The 17,315-nt window shown below is 71.9% G+C and carries 14 protein-coding genes and 1 riboswitch; of the genes, 2 read left to right on the top strand and 12 right to left on the bottom strand.

The window, feature by feature from the left end:
• Positions 1 to 3: 3 nt before the first annotated feature.
• From CFW40_RS13455 to CFW40_RS13500, 10 genes are all read right to left on the bottom strand, one after another.
• Positions 4 to 1,320, bottom strand: a complete 1,317-nt coding sequence (locus CFW40_RS13455; protein WP_088798014.1) for a cyclopropane-fatty-acyl-phospholipid synthase family protein — start codon at positions 1,318 to 1,320, stop codon at positions 4 to 6.
• Between the two features lie 199 nt (positions 1,321 to 1,519).
• Complete coding sequence (locus tag CFW40_RS13460; protein ID WP_088798016.1) at positions 1,520 to 2,911, bottom strand: NAD(P)/FAD-dependent oxidoreductase; 1,392 nt, start codon at positions 2,909 to 2,911, stop codon at positions 1,520 to 1,522.
• Positions 2,912 to 3,363: 452 nt separating this feature from the next.
• Positions 3,364 to 4,383 (bottom strand): Ppx/GppA phosphatase family protein, encoded by a 1,020-nt coding sequence (locus tag CFW40_RS13465; RefSeq protein ID WP_088798017.1) that lies wholly within the window; start codon positions 4,381 to 4,383, stop codon positions 3,364 to 3,366.
• On the bottom strand, positions 4,380 to 4,925 hold the full coding sequence (locus CFW40_RS13470) for a DUF501 domain-containing protein (protein ID WP_088802095.1): 546 nt from the start codon (positions 4,923 to 4,925) through the stop codon (positions 4,380 to 4,382). Before CFW40_RS13470 ends, CFW40_RS13465 begins: the two co-directional genes overlap by 4 nt.
• 149 nt (positions 4,926 to 5,074) lie before the next feature.
• Positions 5,075 to 5,527, bottom strand: a complete 453-nt coding sequence (locus CFW40_RS13475) for a septum formation initiator family protein (protein ID WP_088798018.1) — start codon at positions 5,525 to 5,527, stop codon at positions 5,075 to 5,077.
• A gap of 156 nt (positions 5,528 to 5,683) precedes the next feature.
• The gene (gene eno / locus CFW40_RS13480; RefSeq protein ID WP_093483588.1) at positions 5,684 to 6,970 is read right to left on the bottom strand and encodes a phosphopyruvate hydratase; all 1,287 of its coding nucleotides are present in this window, start codon (positions 6,968 to 6,970) and stop codon (positions 5,684 to 5,686) included.
• Between the two features lie 366 nt (positions 6,971 to 7,336).
• Positions 7,337 to 8,008 (bottom strand): transglycosylase family protein, encoded by a 672-nt coding sequence (locus CFW40_RS13485; RefSeq protein ID WP_088798020.1) that lies wholly within the window; start codon positions 8,006 to 8,008, stop codon positions 7,337 to 7,339.
• Positions 8,009 to 8,015: 7 nt separating this feature from the next.
• Positions 8,016 to 8,228, bottom strand: a riboswitch (cyclic di-AMP (ydaO/yuaA leader).
• Positions 8,229 to 8,438: 210 nt separating this feature from the next.
• Positions 8,439 to 9,428: a transglycosylase family protein gene (locus CFW40_RS13490; protein ID WP_305523241.1), complete on the bottom strand. Its 990-nt coding sequence runs from the start codon at positions 9,426 to 9,428 to the stop codon at positions 8,439 to 8,441.
• Positions 9,429 to 9,740: 312 nt separating this feature from the next.
• Positions 9,741 to 11,054 carry a cytochrome P450 gene (locus tag CFW40_RS13495; RefSeq protein ID WP_088802096.1) on the bottom strand — a complete coding sequence of 438 codons (1,314 nt, stop codon included), beginning with the start codon at positions 11,052 to 11,054 and terminating at the stop codon, positions 9,741 to 9,743.
• A 70-nt stretch (positions 11,055 to 11,124) separates the two neighbouring features.
• Positions 11,125 to 12,000 (bottom strand): LysR family transcriptional regulator, encoded by an 876-nt coding sequence (locus CFW40_RS13500; RefSeq protein WP_088798025.1) that lies wholly within the window; start codon positions 11,998 to 12,000, stop codon positions 11,125 to 11,127.
• 139 nt (positions 12,001 to 12,139) lie between these two features.
• Between CFW40_RS13500 and CFW40_RS13505 the strand changes: the two genes are divergently transcribed.
• Positions 12,140 to 13,438 (top strand): MFS transporter, encoded by a 1,299-nt coding sequence (locus CFW40_RS13505; protein WP_256331483.1) that lies wholly within the window; start codon positions 12,140 to 12,142, stop codon positions 13,436 to 13,438.
• Positions 13,439 to 13,504: 66 nt separating this feature from the next.
• Here the strand turns inward: CFW40_RS13505 and CFW40_RS13510 are convergent, their stop codons facing one another.
• Together CFW40_RS13510 and CFW40_RS13515 are read right to left on the bottom strand one after the other, a co-directional pair.
• Complete coding sequence (locus CFW40_RS13510) at positions 13,505 to 14,524, bottom strand: nucleoside triphosphate pyrophosphohydrolase (RefSeq protein WP_088798027.1); 1,020 nt, start codon at positions 14,522 to 14,524, stop codon at positions 13,505 to 13,507.
• A gap of 67 nt (positions 14,525 to 14,591) precedes the next feature.
• The gene (locus CFW40_RS13515) at positions 14,592 to 15,230 is read right to left on the bottom strand and encodes a SurA N-terminal domain-containing protein (protein ID WP_088798029.1); all 639 of its coding nucleotides are present in this window, start codon (positions 15,228 to 15,230) and stop codon (positions 14,592 to 14,594) included.
• Between the two features lie 500 nt (positions 15,231 to 15,730).
• Here CFW40_RS13515 and CFW40_RS13520 point away from each other — a divergent pair, with 500 nt between their 5' ends.
• The gene (locus CFW40_RS13520; protein ID WP_088798031.1) at positions 15,731 to 17,311 is read left to right on the top strand and encodes a DUF2079 domain-containing protein; all 1,581 of its coding nucleotides are present in this window, start codon (positions 15,731 to 15,733) and stop codon (positions 17,309 to 17,311) included.
• The last annotated feature ends 4 nt before the right edge of the window (positions 17,312 to 17,315 follow it).

Here is a 17,315-nt window from a genome sequence, read left to right on the forward strand (position 1 = left end):
GCGTCAGCCGGTCCACTCCCGCGCCCGCAGCGGCATCCCGGAGGCCCCGGCGTCCGGTGTCCGGACCGCCAGCACCTGGTTGACTCCTATCCGGTTGCGCTCGAAGGACAGCGCGGAGGCGGCCATGTACAGCCGCCAGACCCGGGCCCGGCCCGGGGAGGTGAGCCGCGCCGCCTCGTCCCAGTGCCGCTCCAGGTTGGTCACCCAGCTGCGCAGCGTCAGCGCGTAGTGCTCCCGGATCGCCTCCACGTCCCGCACCTCGAATCCGGCGTCCTCCAGCTGGCCGACGGTCCGGCCGAGCGGCGCCAGTTCACCGTCCGGGAACACATAGCGGTCGATGAACTCGTCGACGTGGTACGCCTCCTCGTCCGCCACCGGCCGCCGGGCGATCTGGTGGTTGAGCAGCCGCCCGCCGGGCTTGAGCAGCGCATACAGGACGTCGGCGTACTCCGCGTACCGGGTGCGGCCGACGTGCTCGGCCATGCCGACCGAGGAGATCGCGTCGAACGGCTCGTCGTGGATCTCGCGGTAGTCCTGCACCCGGATCTCGACCCGGTCGGCCAGCCCGGCTTCGGCGATGCGCTTACGGGCGAAGGTGGCCTGCTCCTCGGAGAGGGTGATGCCGACCGCCCGTACGCCGTACTCGCGGGCCGCGTGCAGCACCATCGAGCCCCAGCCGCAGCCGACGTCCAGCAGCCGCAGGTCCTTTTGGAGGCCGAGCTTGCGGCAGATCAGGTCCAGCTTGCCGCGCTGGGCGTCCTCCAGGGTGGCGACGCCGTCCTCGGCGGTCCCCCAGTAGGCGCAGGAGTAGACCATGGACGGGCCGAGTACCAGGGCGTAGAAGTCGTTGCCGACGTCGTAGTGGTGGCTGATGGCTTCCTTGTCGCGCCGCAGGGTGTGCAGCGGCCCGCGCCGGCGTCTGACCTCCTCCGCGGGCGGCGCCGGCGGGACGGGAGCACCGGCCAGCGTCAGCAGCTCCCGGGCGGCGGCGCGGTACTCCGGGCGGGCCAATGCGCGCAGCGCGGCGGCGCGGTGCGGCGGCGCGGTGTCGCCGCGCTCCCAGATCAGTCCGGCGAGCCGGTCGAGCGCGTCGTAGAGATCGCCCTCAATGTCGAGGTCGCCGGCCACCCAGGCGCGGGCCAGGCCCAGCTCGCCCGGTTTGAACATCAGCCGGCGCAGCGCCCGCCGATGGCGGATGACGAGTGTGGGTGCCCCTGGCGGGCCCGACTCGCTGCGGTCCCAAGCGCGGATGCGCACCGGGAGCGGGACTCCCAGCACCTCCTCGGCGAGCTTGGTGAGCCGTCCAGCGGCGTCGGCCATGTCGCACACCTCCGTGTTGACGAGTCGGGCAAAGAAGTTTCACCCACCACGTAAACGCCAATGGGGCGCCCGGATAGTCCCGTTCACACGCAAGAGAACCGCACACCGCCCGGTTTTCGCCAGAGCGGACACGCCAAAGGGCGCCCGCCCCACGGATGGCGGACGCCCTTCGGGCTGGTCGGAGTACCCGACCGGGAATTCAGGAAGCCTTGGCCTTCGTCTTGTCCCCGGCCTCGGCGGCGGTCGGCGGGGCCGGCGCCGGCTTGGCGGCCTCGTAGAACTCCTCGCGGGGGTTCTCCATGGCGCCGAGCGAGACGACCTCGCGCTTGAGGAACATGGCCAGCGTCCAGTCCGCGAAGACCCGGATCTTGCGGTTGAACGTCGGCATCGCCATGCCGTGGTACGCGCGGTGCATGTACCAGGCGAGACGGCCCTTGAGCTTGATCTTCATCTTGCCCATGACGATCATCGCGACGCCCTTGTGCAGGCCCAGACCGGCGACCGCACCCTTGTTGGCGTGGCTGTACTCCTTCTGCGGGAAGCCCCGCATACCGGAGAGCACGTTGTCGCCGAGGACCTTGGCCTGCCGCAGCGCGTGCTGCGCGTTCGGCGGGCACCAGGCGTTCTCGTTGCCGTTCTTGCGGCCGACCATGTCCGGGACCTGGGCGTTGTCGCCGGCCGCCCAGATGTAGTCGGTGCCCTGCACCTGGAGGGTGGCGCCGGTGTCGACGTGGCCGCGCGGGCCGAGCGGCAGACCGAAGCGGGCCAGCGCCGGGTTGGGCTTGACGCCCGCGGTCCACACGATGGTGTTGGAGTCGACCTCGAGGCCGTTGTTGAGCTTCACGTGGCCGTCGACGCAGGAGTCCATGCCGGTCTTGAGGTAGACCTCGACCCCGCGGCCCTCGAGGTGCTCCTTGCCGTAGGCACCGAGCTTCGGGCCGACCTCGGGGAGGATCTTGTCGGCGACGTCGACCAGCAGGAAGCGCATGTCCTCGCGCTTCACGTTGTTGTAGTACTTCGCGGCGTCGCGGGCCATGTCCTCGACCTCACCGACGGTCTCCGCACCCGCGAAGCCACCGCCCACGAAGACGAAGGTCAGCGCCTTGCGGCGGACGTCCTCGTCGGTCGTGGAGTCGGCCTTGTCCAGCTGCTCCAGCACGTGGTTGCGCAGGCCGATGGCCTCTTCCACGCCCTTCATGCCGATGCCGTTCTCGGCCAGGCCGGGGATCGGGAAGGTACGGGAGACCGCGCCCATCGCGATGACCAGGTAGTCGAAGGGCAGCTCGTACGCCTCGCCGACCAGCGGGGCGATCGTGGCGACCTTGCGGTCCTGGTCGATGGTGGTGACCCGGCCGGTGAGAACCTCCGCCTTGGGGAGCACGCGTCGTAGCGGCACCACGACGTGGCGGGGGGAGATGCTGCCGGCCGCAGCTTCGGGGAGGAAGGGCTGGTACGTCATGTACGAGCGCGGGTCGACGACCGTGACGGTCGCCTCGCCGTACCGCATCTGCTTGAGGATGCGACGTGCCGCGTACAGGCCTACGTACCCACCGCCTACAACGAGGATCCTGGGACGCTCCGTGGTGCTCATGCAATCGAGTATCCACCCCCACATGGGGGGTCGCTCGTGAGCCCCTTCACAAGCAAGCAAGGGGCATCTGCTACACTCCGCCGGCTCCGTGACCGACGCCATAGTCCAATCCGGAACCACCGTGTGACGCGAGGCGTTGGAGACCCCTGTTGATCAGGGATTGTCGCCCGCCGGGCGGGTGAACCACCGCCTGCGTCAGCGCGCCGCCCGCGCACCGGCCGCCGCGCATTTTCCGGGTCGAGACGCCCTGGAGCCTTCGAATGAGGGTCGGACGATCAGATTGTTCGTCCAACGGGAGGCTTTTTCATGTGAAGGATTTCACGAACTTTCTCCGCGGTACCCTCCGTGAAGCCCTCCCGAGCCCCCTGAAGTGCGCTCAGACGGGCATCACGCCCGCTCAAAAGGCTCCTCGGCAGAGGCCGTTGCCGGCCTCTGCCGCTTCTCCGTCGCCCTCAGCCGGCGAGGCTCCAGGCGATGCCGTCGAGGATGTCGTGCTCGCTCGCGATGACCTTCTCGGCGCCGGTCCGCTCCATGACCGACAGCAGCACCAGCGCACCCGCGCCGATCACATCGACCCGGCCCGGGTGGAGCACGGGGATGGCCGCGCGCTCGGCATGGGTGGAGGTCAGCAGGCGCTCGGTGATCTCGCGGACCTCGGCGAGGGAGATCACCGAGTGGTGGATGGCCCCGGAGTCGTACCCCTCCAGGCCCCGCGCGATCGCGGCGACCGTGGTCACCGAGCCGGCCAGGCCCACGAGGGTGGCGGCCTCGTCCAGCGGGACGGTCTCCGCGGCCCGGTCCAGCGCCGCGGCGATATCGGCCTTCATGGCGCTGATCTGCCCCGGGGTCGGCGGGTCGGTGAGAGAGGCGTGCGCAGCACTCGTTGAGGGGCGGTGGCCGGGAGACGGGTGGGCCTCACCGCCGTGCACCAGATGCCGTTCGGTCATCCGGACACAGCCGACGTCGACCGAGCGGGCGGCGCGGACGGAGTCGGTACCGAGCACGAACTCGGTCGAGCCGCCGCCGATGTCGACCACCAGGAAGGGCCGTGTCAAGTCCGCACGGCCGGTGAGGTCCCTGGTGGCCCCGATGAAGGAGAACTCCGCCTCCTGGTCGCCGGTGATCACCTCGGGCTCCACGCCCAGGATGTCCCGCACGCCGCGCACGAAGTCCTCGCGGTTCTCCGCGTCCCGGGAGGCGGAGGTCGCCACGAAGCGGACCTGCTCGGCGCCCAGGCCCTTGATCACCGCGGCGTACTCGCGGCAGACCGCGAAGGTGCGTTCCAGCGCCTCGGGCGCCAGCCGCCCGGTGCGGTCCACGTCCTGTCCCAGCCGGACGATCTCCATCCGGCGTTCGAGGTCCTTGAGCTCGCCCGCCGCCCCGGGCCCGGAGGAGGCCTCGGGCACGGTGACGTCCGCGACCAGCAGCCGGAGGGAGTTCGTACCGCAGTCGATGGCGGCGACCCGCTTCACTTGGCGTCTCCTTCGGCAGCGTCCCGGTCTTCGGCAGCGTCCCGGTCTCCGGGGGCGTCCGGGCCGCCGGAGGTGTCCTGGCAGGGGGTCACGCACGGCCCCTTCTTCCACCACTCCGGCAGCATCGCCAGCGCCTCGTCGCCGAGCGGGTTGACGCCCGGCCCGGCGGCCAGCGAGTGGCCGACGAGGACGTGCAGGCACTTGACCCGGTCCGGCATGCCGCCCGCGCTCGGGAAGCCCTGCAGCACCTCGATGGCATCCCGCCGGCGGATGTAGTCCTCGTGGGCGGCCCGGTAGGCGGCGGCGAGCTCGGGGTCGCTCGCCAGCCGCTCGGTCATCTCCTTCATCACGCCGTTGGCCTCCAGCGTGCCGATCGCGGAGGCCGCGCGCGGGCAGGTGAGGTAGTAGAGCGTGGGGAAGGGCGTGCCGTCCTCCAGGCGCGGCGCCGTCTCGACGACGTCCGGCTGCCCGCAGGGGCAGCGGTGTGCGATGGCGCGCAGGCCGCGCGGCGGGCGGCCGAGCTGTTCCCGGAAGGCGGCGATGTCCGCGTCGGTGGGCTCGGTGGGCTCGGTCTGGGGCGGGGGGTGTCCATGTGCGCTTTCGGTGAGGTGAGTGGTGAGGTGGCGGCGGGGCGGCCGTCCGGCCCCGACACTACGGGCTGCCGCCGGGCGGCGGTACGGGCAGCCGGGGACTACCGCTTGTCGGCCGCGTCGACGGTGTCCCACAGATTCTCGTACCAGGGGCGCTGCGCCGCTCGCTGCCCCTTCGGTGCCAAACCGGTGGCGGAGCCGTCCTGGACGATATAGCCGGTCTCGCCCGGCATGAGGTAGTGCAGATGCCGGCGGGCCTGCTGGCGTACGAAGTCGGGGTCCTGCCAGCGCGCCTTCTGCTCGCGCAGCCGGTCGAGGGCGGCACCCGCGTCCTGGGCCTTACGGCGCTGGTCGGCGATGTCGGAGCGCTGGGAGACGTACTGCCTTATCGGGTACGCGAGGGCGACCACCAGGGAGCACATCACCAGCGCCAGCAGGGCGGCGCGGCCGGTGAGGCGGTTGCGGCGGGGCGGGCGGGCGCGGTAGACGCGGGCGGCGGCCTGCTCGCCGAGCGCCTTGAGTCGGGTCGCGGTCGAGAACCGGTCCGCGGGCACGTCGTCTCCCCTTCACTGACGGACGCCTGACTGCTTCAAGCAGGCACGTCCCCGGCAACGGTACGGGACCGTCGCCGGGGACGTACGGGGTGCTGGGCGGTTGCCTCGCCCGATCGGCCCTCTGCCCCGGTCGGGCGGGCAGCGGGCCCGGTGCGGTCAGCTGCCGTGGCGGAACCGCGGGAAGGCGGAGCGGCCGGCGTAGACCGCGGCGTCGTCGAGGATCTCCTCGATGCGCAGCAGCTGGTTGTACTTGGCGACGCGCTCGGAGCGGGCCGGGGCGCCGGTCTTGATCTGGCCGCAGTTGGTGGCGACGGCGAGGTCGGCGATGGTGACGTCCTCGGTCTCACCGGAGCGGTGCGACATCATGCACTTGAAGCCGTTGCGCTGGGCCAGCTCGACGGCGTCCAGGGTCTCGGTCAGCGAGCCGATCTGGTTGACCTTCACCAGCAGCGCGTTGGCGGAGCCCTCCTCGATGCCGCGGGCCAGACGCTCGGGGTTGGTGACGAACAGGTCGTCGCCGACGAGCTGGACCTTGGCGCCGAGCTTGTCGGTGATGACCTTCCAGCCGGCCCAGTCGTCCTCGAACAGCGGGTCCTCGATGGAGACGAGCGGGTAGGCCGCGACCAGCTCCTCGTAGTACTCGGTCATCTCGGCGGCCGAGCGGTCCTTGCCCTCGAACTGGTACTTGCCGTCCTTGTAGAACTCGGAGGCGGCGACGTCCAGCGCGAGCGCGATGTCCTGGCCGGGGGCGTAACCGGCCTGCTTGATGGCCTCCAGGATGAGGTCCAGGGCCTCGCGGTTGGAGCCCAGGTTCGGGGCGAAGCCGCCCTCGTCGCCGAGGCCGGTGGACAGCCCGCGCTCCTTCAGGACCTTCTTGAGGGTGTGGTAGACCTCGGCGCCCCAGCGCAGCGCCTCGGAGAACGACTCCGCGCCGATCGGGGCGATCATGAACTCCTGGATGTCCACGTTGGAGTCGGCGTGCGAGCCGCCGTTCAGGATGTTCATCATCGGGACGGGCAGGACGTGCGCGTTCGGGCCGCCGAGGTAGCGGAACAGCGGGAGGTCGCTGGCCTCGGAGGCGGCGTGCGCGACGGCGAGGGAGACGCCGAGGATGGCGTTGGCGCCGAGCGAGCCCTTGTTGTCGGTGGCGTCCAGGTCGAACATGGCCTGGTCGATCAGCCGCTGCTCGGTGGCGTCGTAGCCGACGAGCTCCGGGCCGATCTGCTCGATGACGGCCAGGACGGCCTTCTCCACACCCTTGCCCAGGTAGCGGTTCGGGTCGCCGTCACGAAGCTCGATGGCCTCGAAGGCGCCGGTGGAGGCGCCGGACGGCACGGCGGCACGGCCGGTGCTGCCGTCGTCGAGGCCGACCTCGACCTCGACCGTGGGATTACCTCGCGAGTCGAGAATTTCGCGGGCTACGACGACGTCGATCGACGGCACGTTGTCTCCTTCGTGGGTGTCTGGCGTTCTGCGCATGAGCCTAACGGCCCGGGGTGCGTCCGCCCGCCCTTGGCCCGCTCCGTGGGACGGAACGGCCCGGAATACTCCCCAAAGGCCCAGTTCGCGGGACATGTGAGGGCATTGTTCGCTGAATGGGAAAAAACCTTGATCGTCGCCGGTCACCGGCGTGCGGCCGCCTCGGCTGCGGCGGCCCGGTCACGGCGCCGGACGAGAGAAGCCCCGCCGCGACGCGCTGGGGAAGGGCGCGCCGGGCGGGGCGGTCTCACACAGGAAGCGGTCTCACGGAGGTCTCACACGGGAAGGGGGCTCGCCGCTCGGGCCCGCCTGATCCCGGTGAGCGGAGACTCAGACGTTGAGCTTCTGACCCGGGAAGATCAGGTTCGGGTTGCCGCCGATGACCGACTTGTTGGCCTTGTAGACGGACTTCCAGTCGGTGCCGTGCGCCTTGGCGATCTTGGCGAGGGTGTCGCCCGCCTTGACGGTGTAGTTGCCGTGGCCCATGGACTTGCGCTCGGTCGAGCGCGAGGCGTGCTGCTCGGGGGCGGCCGGGGCCTTCTTCGTCTCGGCCTTGGCGGAGCCCTGGTCCTGCTGGGGAGCGGACTTGGTCTGCGCGGAGCCGGAGGTGTCGACGTCGGCCGCGGGGCCGCCGGAGGTCAGGTTGCCGGCGCCGGCGCAGGACCAGGCGCCCGGACCCTGGATGGCCAGAAGCTTCTCGGCGGCGGCGATCTGCTGGGACTTGCTGGCCAGGTCGGCGCGCGCGGCGTACTTGGTGCCACCGGCAGCGGCCCAGCTGGAGTTGGAGAACTGCAGGCCACCGTAGTAGCCGTTACCGGTGTTGATCGACCAGTTGCCGCCGGACTCGCACTGGGCGACCTTGTCCCAGGTGGAGACGGAGGCGGCGGAGGCGGAGGTGGCACCCATCAGCGGGACGGCCACGGCAGCACCGGCGATGCCGGCGAGGGTGGCGACGCGGACGGCCTTGGAGGGACGACGGTGCTTGCCCTTGATGATCAGCATGGTTCGTTCGTTTCCTCACCGACGCCTACGAGGTGAGCTGTCGGGTTCGGGCTGTGAGAATCGCCCGGCCGTGTGCGCGTGGCGCACGTGGCTTCACCCCAAGCCGGCTGACCCGCTTTCACGGGCGGGGCCGGCACTTACCTTGGTTCCCCCGCTCCTGCCTTCGGCGCTTGCGCGTCAAGTGCCTCCGATCACCGGCAGGATTCGGCGTGTGATCAAAGGGCCCGCTTTGGCGAGCGGTCCTGACGTTAAGCAGTAATGGGCTTGGGGTTCAAACCCCACCATCTGAACCAAGTTGACCGCTTTTGATCACGACTGGGTCACATACCCGCAGGTGAACCCCGGTTTACCGCGACGGCACACACCGGGGTCCAGCCGAGTCAACGAGACGCTTGTCTCACTTTCCCAAAAGCGGTCGAACGGCGGCGAATTACCCCGCGGGGTGCCCGAGATCGAGCAGTTGGCCCGGCTTGATCAGGTCCGCGTCAGAGCCGATGACGTCCTCGTTGCGGTCGTAGAGGGCGCTCCAGCCACCGGACAGCCGGTGGGCCGAGGCGATGGCTGACAGCGTGTCACCCGGGCGCACGGTGTAGTCGCCGTCGGCCGCCGGGCCGGTGCGCTCGGCGTCACCGCGCGAGGCGTGCCGGCCGCCGGAGGACCTGCCGCCGTCGTCGGCGTCCTCGTCGCCCGCACCGCCGCGGTGCTTGCCCTGCGCGGGCGTCTTGTGCGGCGTGCCGGAGGTGTCCGTACGGCTGCCGCCCTCGGACGGGTCGGCGGACGGGCCGGCCGACCGCGACGGGTCATCGGACGGGCCTGTGGACCGCGACGGGTCGGTGGACGGGCCGGTGGACCGCGACGGGTCGTCGGCCCGGCCGCCCGGCGTCGCCGGTCCTGAGGCCTCGTCGCCGGGCTCGTGCGTCCCGGCGGAGTCCGAGCCGTCGGGCGACGGCGTCGGATCGGACGGCTCGTCGCCGGGCCGGTCGTGCGTCCCGGCGGAGTCGGACGCGTCCGGGGTGCCGGACGAGTCCCAGGGGTCCGGGGAGCCGCCGTCGTCCGACGGGGCGGGCGAGGGGGTGGCGGTGCTGCCCGGGTCGACCTCCGGCGCCTGGCCGTCCTTGGTCAGACCGGCGCTCACCGCACAGCTCGACCAGACGTCCGGGCCGCGGTGGTCGAGGATCGACTCGGCCACCGCGATCTGCTGGGAGCGGCTGGCGAGGTCGGGGCGTGAGGCGTAGGCCGAGCCGCCGTAGTTGTCCCACATCTCCTGGGTGAGCTGCAGCCCGCCGTAGTAGCTGTTGCCCGAAGCCGCGCTCCAGACGCCACCGGTCTCACACTGCGCGACCTTGTCCCAGGTCGCGGTGTCGGCGGCGTGGGCGCCACTCGCGGCGAGCAGTGGCAGGGCGAAACCGGCGCCGGTCACTCCCGCCGTGACAAAGATGGCCGGTGCCTGGCGGGGTCGACGGTGTCGGCCGTTCCCGGAACGCATACGGATGCCTTTCGCGCGGCGGTTGAGTTGTACGACGAGCTCTGCGAGCTGTTCGACGCATACCCAGCCGGCCGTCGCGCACGAGGCGCACCGTTACACCGGTCCCCCACATCACCGCTTCGGCCGATCGGGTGGAGCCCGTCGATCGTCGGTGGAAAGGTAGCCGGGGTCACGGGTAGTTACAAGTCGGTGTAGTGCAGATCACGCGAAGGTCACGCGCCTGACTCTCTGTCACTTTTGCCCTTGTTACTGGTCAGGGCGTTCGGGCGAGAACTCCACCGGCAGCGACCGCAGTCCGCGCATGATGAGCCCGCCACGCCAGCGCAAGGCGTCCGGTTCCGCCGCGAGCCGGAGGTCCGGGAGCCGGGTCAGCAGCGTCGCCAGAGCGGCCTGTCCTTCGAGCCGGGCGAGCGGCGCGCCCAGGCAGTAGTGGATGCCGTGCCCGTACCCCAGGTGCTGGTTGTCACGACGGGTCAGATCCAGGACATCCGGCTCGGTGAAACGCGCCGGATCGCGGTCGGCGGCGGCCAGTACCACCAGGACCGGGTCACCCTTCGCGATCCGCTGCCCGCCCAGGGTCAGTTCCTGTGTCGCGAACCGCCAGGTCGCCAGCTCCACGGGGCCGTCGTAACGGAGCAGTTCCTCGATGCCGGTGGTGAGCAGATCGGTGTCGCCCGCTGTGATCGACTTCTGCAGCAGCTCGCGCTGGGCCGGGTGGCGCAGCAGGGCGTAGAGGCCGTTGCCGATCAAGTTCACGGTCGTCTCAAAACCGGCGAACAGCAAGATGAAGGCCATCGCGGCCGCCTCGTTCTCGGTGAGGTGCTCGCCGTGGTCCGAGGCCCGGATCAGGCCGGAGATCAGGTCCTCGTCCGCCTCCGCGGTGTCGCCGAGGGTTTCGCGCTTGCGGTGGATCAGCTCGGCGAGATAGCCGCGCATCTTCTTCACGGACCGGGCGACGCCGCCGCGCGGCCCCCCGCCGTGCCGGATCATCATGCCCGCCCAGTCGCGGAAGTCGTCCTGGTCCTCGCGCGGCACGCCCAGCAGGTCGCAGATCGCGTAGATGGGCAGCGGGAAGGCGAACTCATGGATGAGGTCGGCCTCGCCCTTCGCCGCGAACCGGTCGATGAGGTGGTCGGTCAGCTCCTGGACGCGGGGGGCGAAGGCGGCCACCCGGCGCGGGGTGAAGGCCTTCGAGACCAGCCGGCGCAGCCGGGTGTGGTCCGGGGGGTCGATGTTGAGCAGATGCGTCATCAGGTTGGCGCTGCGCTCACCGGGGATGCCGACCTTGCCCTTGCCGTGCGCGGCCTCGCTGTGGTGCACCGGGTTCTTCGACAGCCGGCCGTCGGCGAGCGCCTGCCGCGCCTCGGTGTACCGGGTCACCAGCCAGGCCTCGACGCCGCTGGGCAGCTCGGTCCGGTGCACCGGCGCATGCTCCCGCAGCCAGGCGTACGCGGGGTAGGGGTCGGCGGCGAACTCCCAGGTGAACAGCTCGGGGGCGGGCGCGGCGGCGGGGCAGCCCGCGGGGGCGTCGGCGGCGGGGGCGTGGGGCTTGTCGTGCACCTTCCGACCGTAACCGGTGGGCACATCCGGGCGCGCCCGCGCACCGGCCGGGCCCAGGCGGCCGCCCGCGCTACGCCGGATCCACCCCGAGCCCCGTCAGGAACGCCACGGCCGCCGGCGACGGGCCGAGAGCGCTCCACACCACTCGCTCGGTGCGCTCGGGCGCCGGCCGCAGCCGCACGGTGTGCAGCCCGGCCAGCTCGGCGGCGATGGCCTCCGGGACCATGCCGACGCCCAAGCCCGCCCGCACCAGCTTCGCCAGCAACTCGACCGTGGTCACCTCGAACGCCACCTCGGACGTCAGCCCCGCCGCACGGAACGCCTCGTCCCGCTGCCGTCGGGCCGCGGACCCCGCGGTGAAGTCGACGAACGTCTCGCGCGCCACCCGCGACAGCGTGGTCCACTCCCGACCCGCCAGCGGATGCCCCGGCGGCACCACGGCGACCAGCTCACCGCGCGCCAGCTCCTGCTCCCGTACGCCCACCGCGCGGGCCCGCGGCACCAGCCCGACGAAGGCGACGTCCAGCACGCCCTGCCGCACCTGCTCGATGAGCTGATCGCTCATCTCGGTCTGCAGGCTGATCCGCACCCCGGGGCAGCGCGTCCGGAAGGCGCCCAGCTCACGGGCCAGATCCACGGCGGCGACGGTGGTGATCGCGCCGACCGCGAGCCGACCGCGCACCTCGCCGGTCGCCGCCGCCACCTCGGCGCGGGCCCGCTCGGCCGCCTCCAGCGCCTGCCGGGCGACCGGGACGAAGGCCTCACCGGCGACGGTCAGCCGGACGCTGCGGCTGGTCCGGTCGAAAAGCCGGGCACCGAGCTCCTTCTCCAGCCGGGCGATCTGATGGCTGAGCGCGGACTGCACCACATGACAGCGCTCCGCGGCCCGGGTGAACCCCCCGGTCTCGGCCACCGCGACGACATAACGCATCTGCTGGAGCTCCATGCCACCGATCCTAGGACCACCCATCTCCATTCACGATGGATGTGATGACAATGATGTGTTGGACTCATCGATGAAACGGGCCCAGGCTGAAAGACGCCCGCCGCCGCCGTGAGCGCGGGCAGTACAGGGAGGGCACGTCATGGAGACCGAGCGCATACCGGAGGCGGTTACCAAAGGCCCGGTGGATCCGCAGCCGGGCCTGGGGCGCGGCACGCTGCTGCTGATGACGGTCGCCACCGGACTGTCCGTCGCCGGCAACTACTTCGCCCAGCCGCTGCTGGACGTCATCGGCCGCGATCTCCACCTCTCCGCGTCCACCTCCGCGCTGGTCGTCACCGTCGCCCAGGTCGGCTACGGCCTCGGCCTGCTGCTGCTCGTCCCGCTCGGCGACCTGCTGGAGCGACGCCGGCTCGCCGTCACCCTGACCGCGGCGACCGCGGCCTTCCTCACCGTCACCGCGAGCGCGCCGAACGCCGCCCTCCTGCTGACCGGCACCGCGCTGACCGGACTGACCTCGGTCGCCGCCCAGGTCGTGGTGCCGTACGCGGCGACCCTCGCGGCGCCCGCCGAACGCGGCCGGACCGTCGGCACCGTCATGACCGGGCTGCTGCTGGGCATCCTGCTGGCCCGTACGGCCGCCGGTCTCCTGGCCGAGCTGGGCGGCTGGCGCACCGTGTACTGGGTCAACGCGGCGCTGATGCTGCTGATGGCGGTGCTGCTGCGGCTCAGGCTGCCCGCCCTGCGCACCCCCGCCGGGCTGCGCTATCCGGCGCTGCTGCGCTCCACGCTGGCGCTGTTCGTCCAGGAGCCGGTGCTGCGGTGGCGCGGCGCGCTGGGCGCCCTGACCTTCGCGGGCTTCAGCGTGCTGTGGACGGCGCTGGCGTTCTTGATGTCCGGCCCGGCCTACGGCTGGCAGGAGTCGGCCATCGGCCTGCTGGGGCTGGTGGGCGCGGCCGGTTCGCTGTCCGCCTCGGTGGCCGGACGGCTGGCGGACCGCGGCCTGGCACACCGTGTCACCGGTACCGCGGCCTTCCTGCTGCTGGGCTCCTGGGGCCTGCTCGCGGCCGGCGGGGCGGGCGGCACCTGGTCACTGGCGGCGCTGCTGGCCGGGGTGATCGTGCTGGACCTGTCCGCGCAGGCGGTGCACATCAGCAACCAGAACCTCGTCTACGCGGTCCGCCCCGAGGCCCGCAACCGCCTCAACTCGGCCTACATGACCAGCTATTTCGTGGGCGGGGCGGTCGGTTCGGCACTGACGTCGGTGGTGTGGGGCGTCGCCGGCTGGGGCGGGGCGTGCGCACTGGGCGCCGCGCTGGCGGTGACGGTCACGGGACTCTGGCTCGCCGAGCGCATGCGGCGCCGCCGCAGGACGACGGGCCGCGACGCGGAGCGGGAACCGGCGGCCACCGGCGAAACGGCCGCTCCGGTCACGTCGTGACGGGCGCGGCTACGGCTTCGGACGGCTCCGGCACCGGACGGTTTCCGCCTTCGGACGGCCCCGGTCTCAGACGGCCCCGGCCTCGCCCTCGGCAGCCACCACCGCATCCCGGTAGGCCCGTGCCGCCGCCCGTAGGGCCGCCTCCGGGTCCACGCCCTCCGTCTCGGCCCGTATCGCCAGTGCCAGCAGTTCGTACCCGATGCCCTGGCCGGCCGGGGGCGGGACATCGAGCCCTGCCGTGCGGGCGCGCGAGGCGAGCTTCGCCGCCAGCGCCAGACCGGGCTGGGCCAGCGGCACGCCCTCGGTGACCGAATCGCGCTGCTTTTCCTCCGCCTTCACCCGCAGCCATTGCGCCCTGACGTCCTCCGGGGTCGCCGCGTCCGCCTCCCCGAAGACATGGGGATGGCGGCGGATCAGCTTCTCGACGATCCCGCCCGCGACATCGTCGAGGGAGAACGGCTCGTCGGGGTCGTCCTGGGCGATCCGGGCATGGAAGACGACCTGGAGGAGGACATCGCCCAACTCCTCGCGCAGCGCCTCGCGGTCGTCCTCCTCAATGGCCTCGACCAGCTCGTACGCCTCCTCGATGCCGTACTTGGCGAGGTCGCGGTGCGTACGGATGCTGCTCCAGGGGCAGGCGGCGCGGATCTGGTCCATGACCTGGACGAGGTCGAGCAGCCGGGCGCCGGGCAGGTCGTAGGAGCCGGGCAGCAGCTCCAGGTCCGGCATGGTCTCGCGGCCGGAACCGGCCAGCCGGGCCAGGCCGTCGGTCAGCGCGCTCTCGCCGTCCGCCGAGGTCAGGACGACGGCCGTACGGTCGCCCGGCACGCAGTAGTCGACGAGTTCCCGGGCGGCGGGGGCGGCCGTCTCCACCTCGATGCCGGCTTCCCGCAGATAGGGCAGCTGCGGATGGTCCGGGTCGGCACACAGCACACGGTCCGCCCCGCGCAGGACCTGCCAGGCGGGCCAGGACAGGAGTCCGGGGGCGACCCGGTGGCTGGTGGTGAGCAGGACCAGGCGTCCGGTACCGGTGCCCTCGGGGCGGGCTGCGGCGCCGGTGTCGGCGGCAGAGGCGTCAGCGTTCACGCCTCGAACGTAACGCACCGCACCGACAGCGCCCGGCGCCGGTGGACGACCGGCGCCGGTGGCCAGCTCAGGCCTGCTGCTTCGCCGGCTCCCTGGTGATCCACGGGTCCTTGGTCTCGCCGAGGATGACCTGGTGGTCGTCCCACTTGCCGAACCGCGGATTGACATCGATCCCCATGGACCGGGAGGTCTTGGCCAGCGCCTGGGCGAGCTTCTGCTGGCCCTCCGGCTTGCCGCGGTCCGCGCCGAGCCGCTGGGCGACGCCGTCGAGCAGCAGTTGATTGCGGACCATGGCGTCGATCTCGTCGGGGGCGATGCCCTGCTGGAGCCACATCTCCTTCAGCCGGTCTGCGCCGCCGGCCTGCTTCTCCGCCTGCGCCCGCCACCGCTGGACGTCGCGCCGGGTGACCGTCACCCCGGCATCGTGCGCGCCGCGGGCCAGCACCTCGTCGAAGATCATGCCGTTGAGGGTGGCCAGGCTCAGCCGGCCGGTGTTCATGATGAGCTGGTCGCCCTGCGGCGACTTGGCCTGCGCGGCGCGGACATCCTTCACCTTCGCCTGCAACTGCGAGACGGTGATCCGCTTCCCGTCCACGATGGCCGCGGCCCCGGGATGGGCATCACCGCCACAGGCCGCGAGCAACGGGGCCGCGGCCAGCAGGCCCGCGGTGGCGGATACGGAGAGCGCTGTCCTACGGCGGAACACATGGCCTCCCGGCAGATCGTGCGACGGAGTCTCGACCTTGGTGGATCGATGCTATGGAGTCGGCGTGGCCCAGGCCACTGCTTCGGCCAACGATCTGGGACGGGCACGGTTCCGCTTCCGGGCGCCGGACCCCACCGGCTCGCCCCGGCCCTGCTCCGGTCAGGACGACGTGGGCACGTCGGACCGGGGCGGTCCCTTGCTCGCGCGTACCGCGGTCGCACGGGTCACCTCTCCCGGTGAGGTCCGTGACAGGGTGCCGGGAGGGACCGTGGGGCAGCTTTCGGGGGTCTGCTGACCGCCGGCCGGTGGAAGCGCCAGTGAACGGTAGCCGGCCGGAGCCGAGGGGCGGGCCGTTCCGGAACGGACCGGCCGGCGCCCGCGTCTGACCCACTGCCACCCTCTTGTCCCCTGCCACCCCGGCCCTTGCCGTCGCGGCAGTGGCCGGGCCGGCCGGGGCTCCGCTTCGAGTATCTTTTCGACAGTTGAGAGTGAGGATCCGCATGGACACGGCCGCAGTAACGGCTGGGGGCGCCCCCGGACGGATTCTTCGGGAGGACATCGGCGCCGTGCCGCCACCCCGGACCGCTACCCCGTCCGGGTCCATACCGGCTCCCCGGTCCGCCCCGTCGCCGGCCGGCCACGAGGCCGCGGCCACCGGCGCACCGCCACCGGACCGGCCCGGCCGGCTGCGGCGCACCACGCACCGGCTGCGCACCCGGACCGCCCCCCTACGCGCCCCTCGCTTCGACCCGTACTGGACGGCGGGGTTCTTCTTCGTCGCGTTCGCGCTGCTGGCGCTCCACCGTTTCCGCACCCTGTCCGCGTCCTCCTGGGACCTGGGCATCTTCGAGCAGGCCATACGGGGCTACGCCCATTTCCAGGCGCCGATCGTCGACCTCAAGGGCCCCGGCACCAACATCCTCGGTGACCACTTCAGTCCCGTACTGATCGTGCTCGCCCCGTTCTACCGGCTGTTCCCCTCCCCGCTGACCCTGCTGCTCGCGCAGGCCGCGCTCGTCGCGGTGTCCGCGATACCGGTCACCCGCGCCGCCGCCCGCACGCTGGGCCGCGTCCCCGGCCTGGCGATCGGCGTCGCCTACGGCACGTCCTGGGGCGTGCAGAAGGCCGTCGACTTCGACTTCCACGAGATCGCCTTCGCCCTGCCGTTGATCGCCTTCGCGCTCGAAGCGGTGCTGCGCGGGCGGTGGACCGCGGTGGTGTGCTGGGCCGCGCCGCTGGTGCTGGTCAAGGAGGACCTGGGGGTGACCGCGGCCGTCATCGGTGCGCTCGCCCTGATCCGTACCCGGCGGGCCAGTCCGCTGGCCATCGGCCTGGTCGCGTTCGGCCTCAGCGCCACCGCCGTGACCCTCGGCGTGCTCATACCGGGGTTCAACGGCTCCGGCTCGTACGACTACTGGAGCAAGTTCGGCGCCGACGGCGGTGGCCTCACCATCCCGCTCGTCACGGCCGTGCGCACCACGCTGTGGGTGCTGCTGCCCACCACCGGCCTGCTCGCGCTGCGCTCCCCGCTGCTGCTGGTCGCGCTGCCCACGCTGGGCTGGCGCTTCCTGTCCCACGAGCCCCACTACTGGGGCACCGACTGGCACTACAACGCCGTCCTGATGCCGGTGGTCTTCCTCGCCCTGATCGACGCCCTGCCCGGGGCCCGGGTCTCCGCCCGGCCCTGGCTGCGCTCGTACGCGCACCATCTGCCGGCCGCCGTGGTGGCCGTGGCCCTCGCACTGACCACCACGCTGCCACTGGCCCGCCTCACCGAAGGCGCCACCTACCGCACCCCGCCGGACGCCATCGCCGCCGAGAAGCTGCTGGCGCGGATACCCGACGGTGCGAGCGTGGAGTCCGACATCCGGCCGCTGAGCCGCCTGGCCGGCCGGACCCGGGCCTTCTGGATCGGCGACACCGGCGGTCTGTCGCCGGAGTACGTCGCCGTGCAGCTCCGCGACAACCGCACCCCGCGCCAGGCACTGGCGGACGCCGCCGCCCGCCACCCCAAGTCCACCTACGTCATCCTGGGCGGCGCCGGGGACCTGCTGGTATTTCACCGGACATCCGCCCGCTGAACGC

Source organism: Streptomyces sp. 2114.4, assembly GCF_900187385.1.
In the GTDB taxonomy this organism is placed as follows: domain Bacteria; phylum Actinomycetota; class Actinomycetes; order Streptomycetales; family Streptomycetaceae; genus Streptomyces; species Streptomyces mooreae.

What these genes read in the sequence shown, in the direction of transcription:
- CFW40_RS13455 (WP_088798014.1), bottom strand. Translation starts at nt 1,320, where the DNA reads ATGGCCGACGCCGCTGGACGGCTCACCAAGCTCGCCGAGGAGGTGCTG.
- CFW40_RS13485 (WP_088798020.1), bottom strand. Translation starts at nt 8,008, where the DNA reads ATGCTGATCATCAAGGGCAAGCACCGTCGTCCCTCCAAGGCCGTCCGC.
- CFW40_RS13460 (WP_088798016.1), bottom strand. Translation starts at nt 2,911, where the DNA reads ATGAGCACCACGGAGCGTCCCAGGATCCTCGTTGTAGGCGGTGGGTAC.
- CFW40_RS13505 (WP_256331483.1), top strand. Translation starts at nt 12,140, where the DNA reads ATGGAGACCGAGCGCATACCGGAGGCGGTTACCAAAGGCCCGGTGGAT.
- CFW40_RS13520 (WP_088798031.1), top strand. Translation starts at nt 15,731, where the DNA reads ATGGACACGGCCGCAGTAACGGCTGGGGGCGCCCCCGGACGGATTCTT.
- CFW40_RS13500 (WP_088798025.1), bottom strand. Translation starts at nt 12,000, where the DNA reads ATGGAGCTCCAGCAGATGCGTTATGTCGTCGCGGTGGCCGAGACCGGG.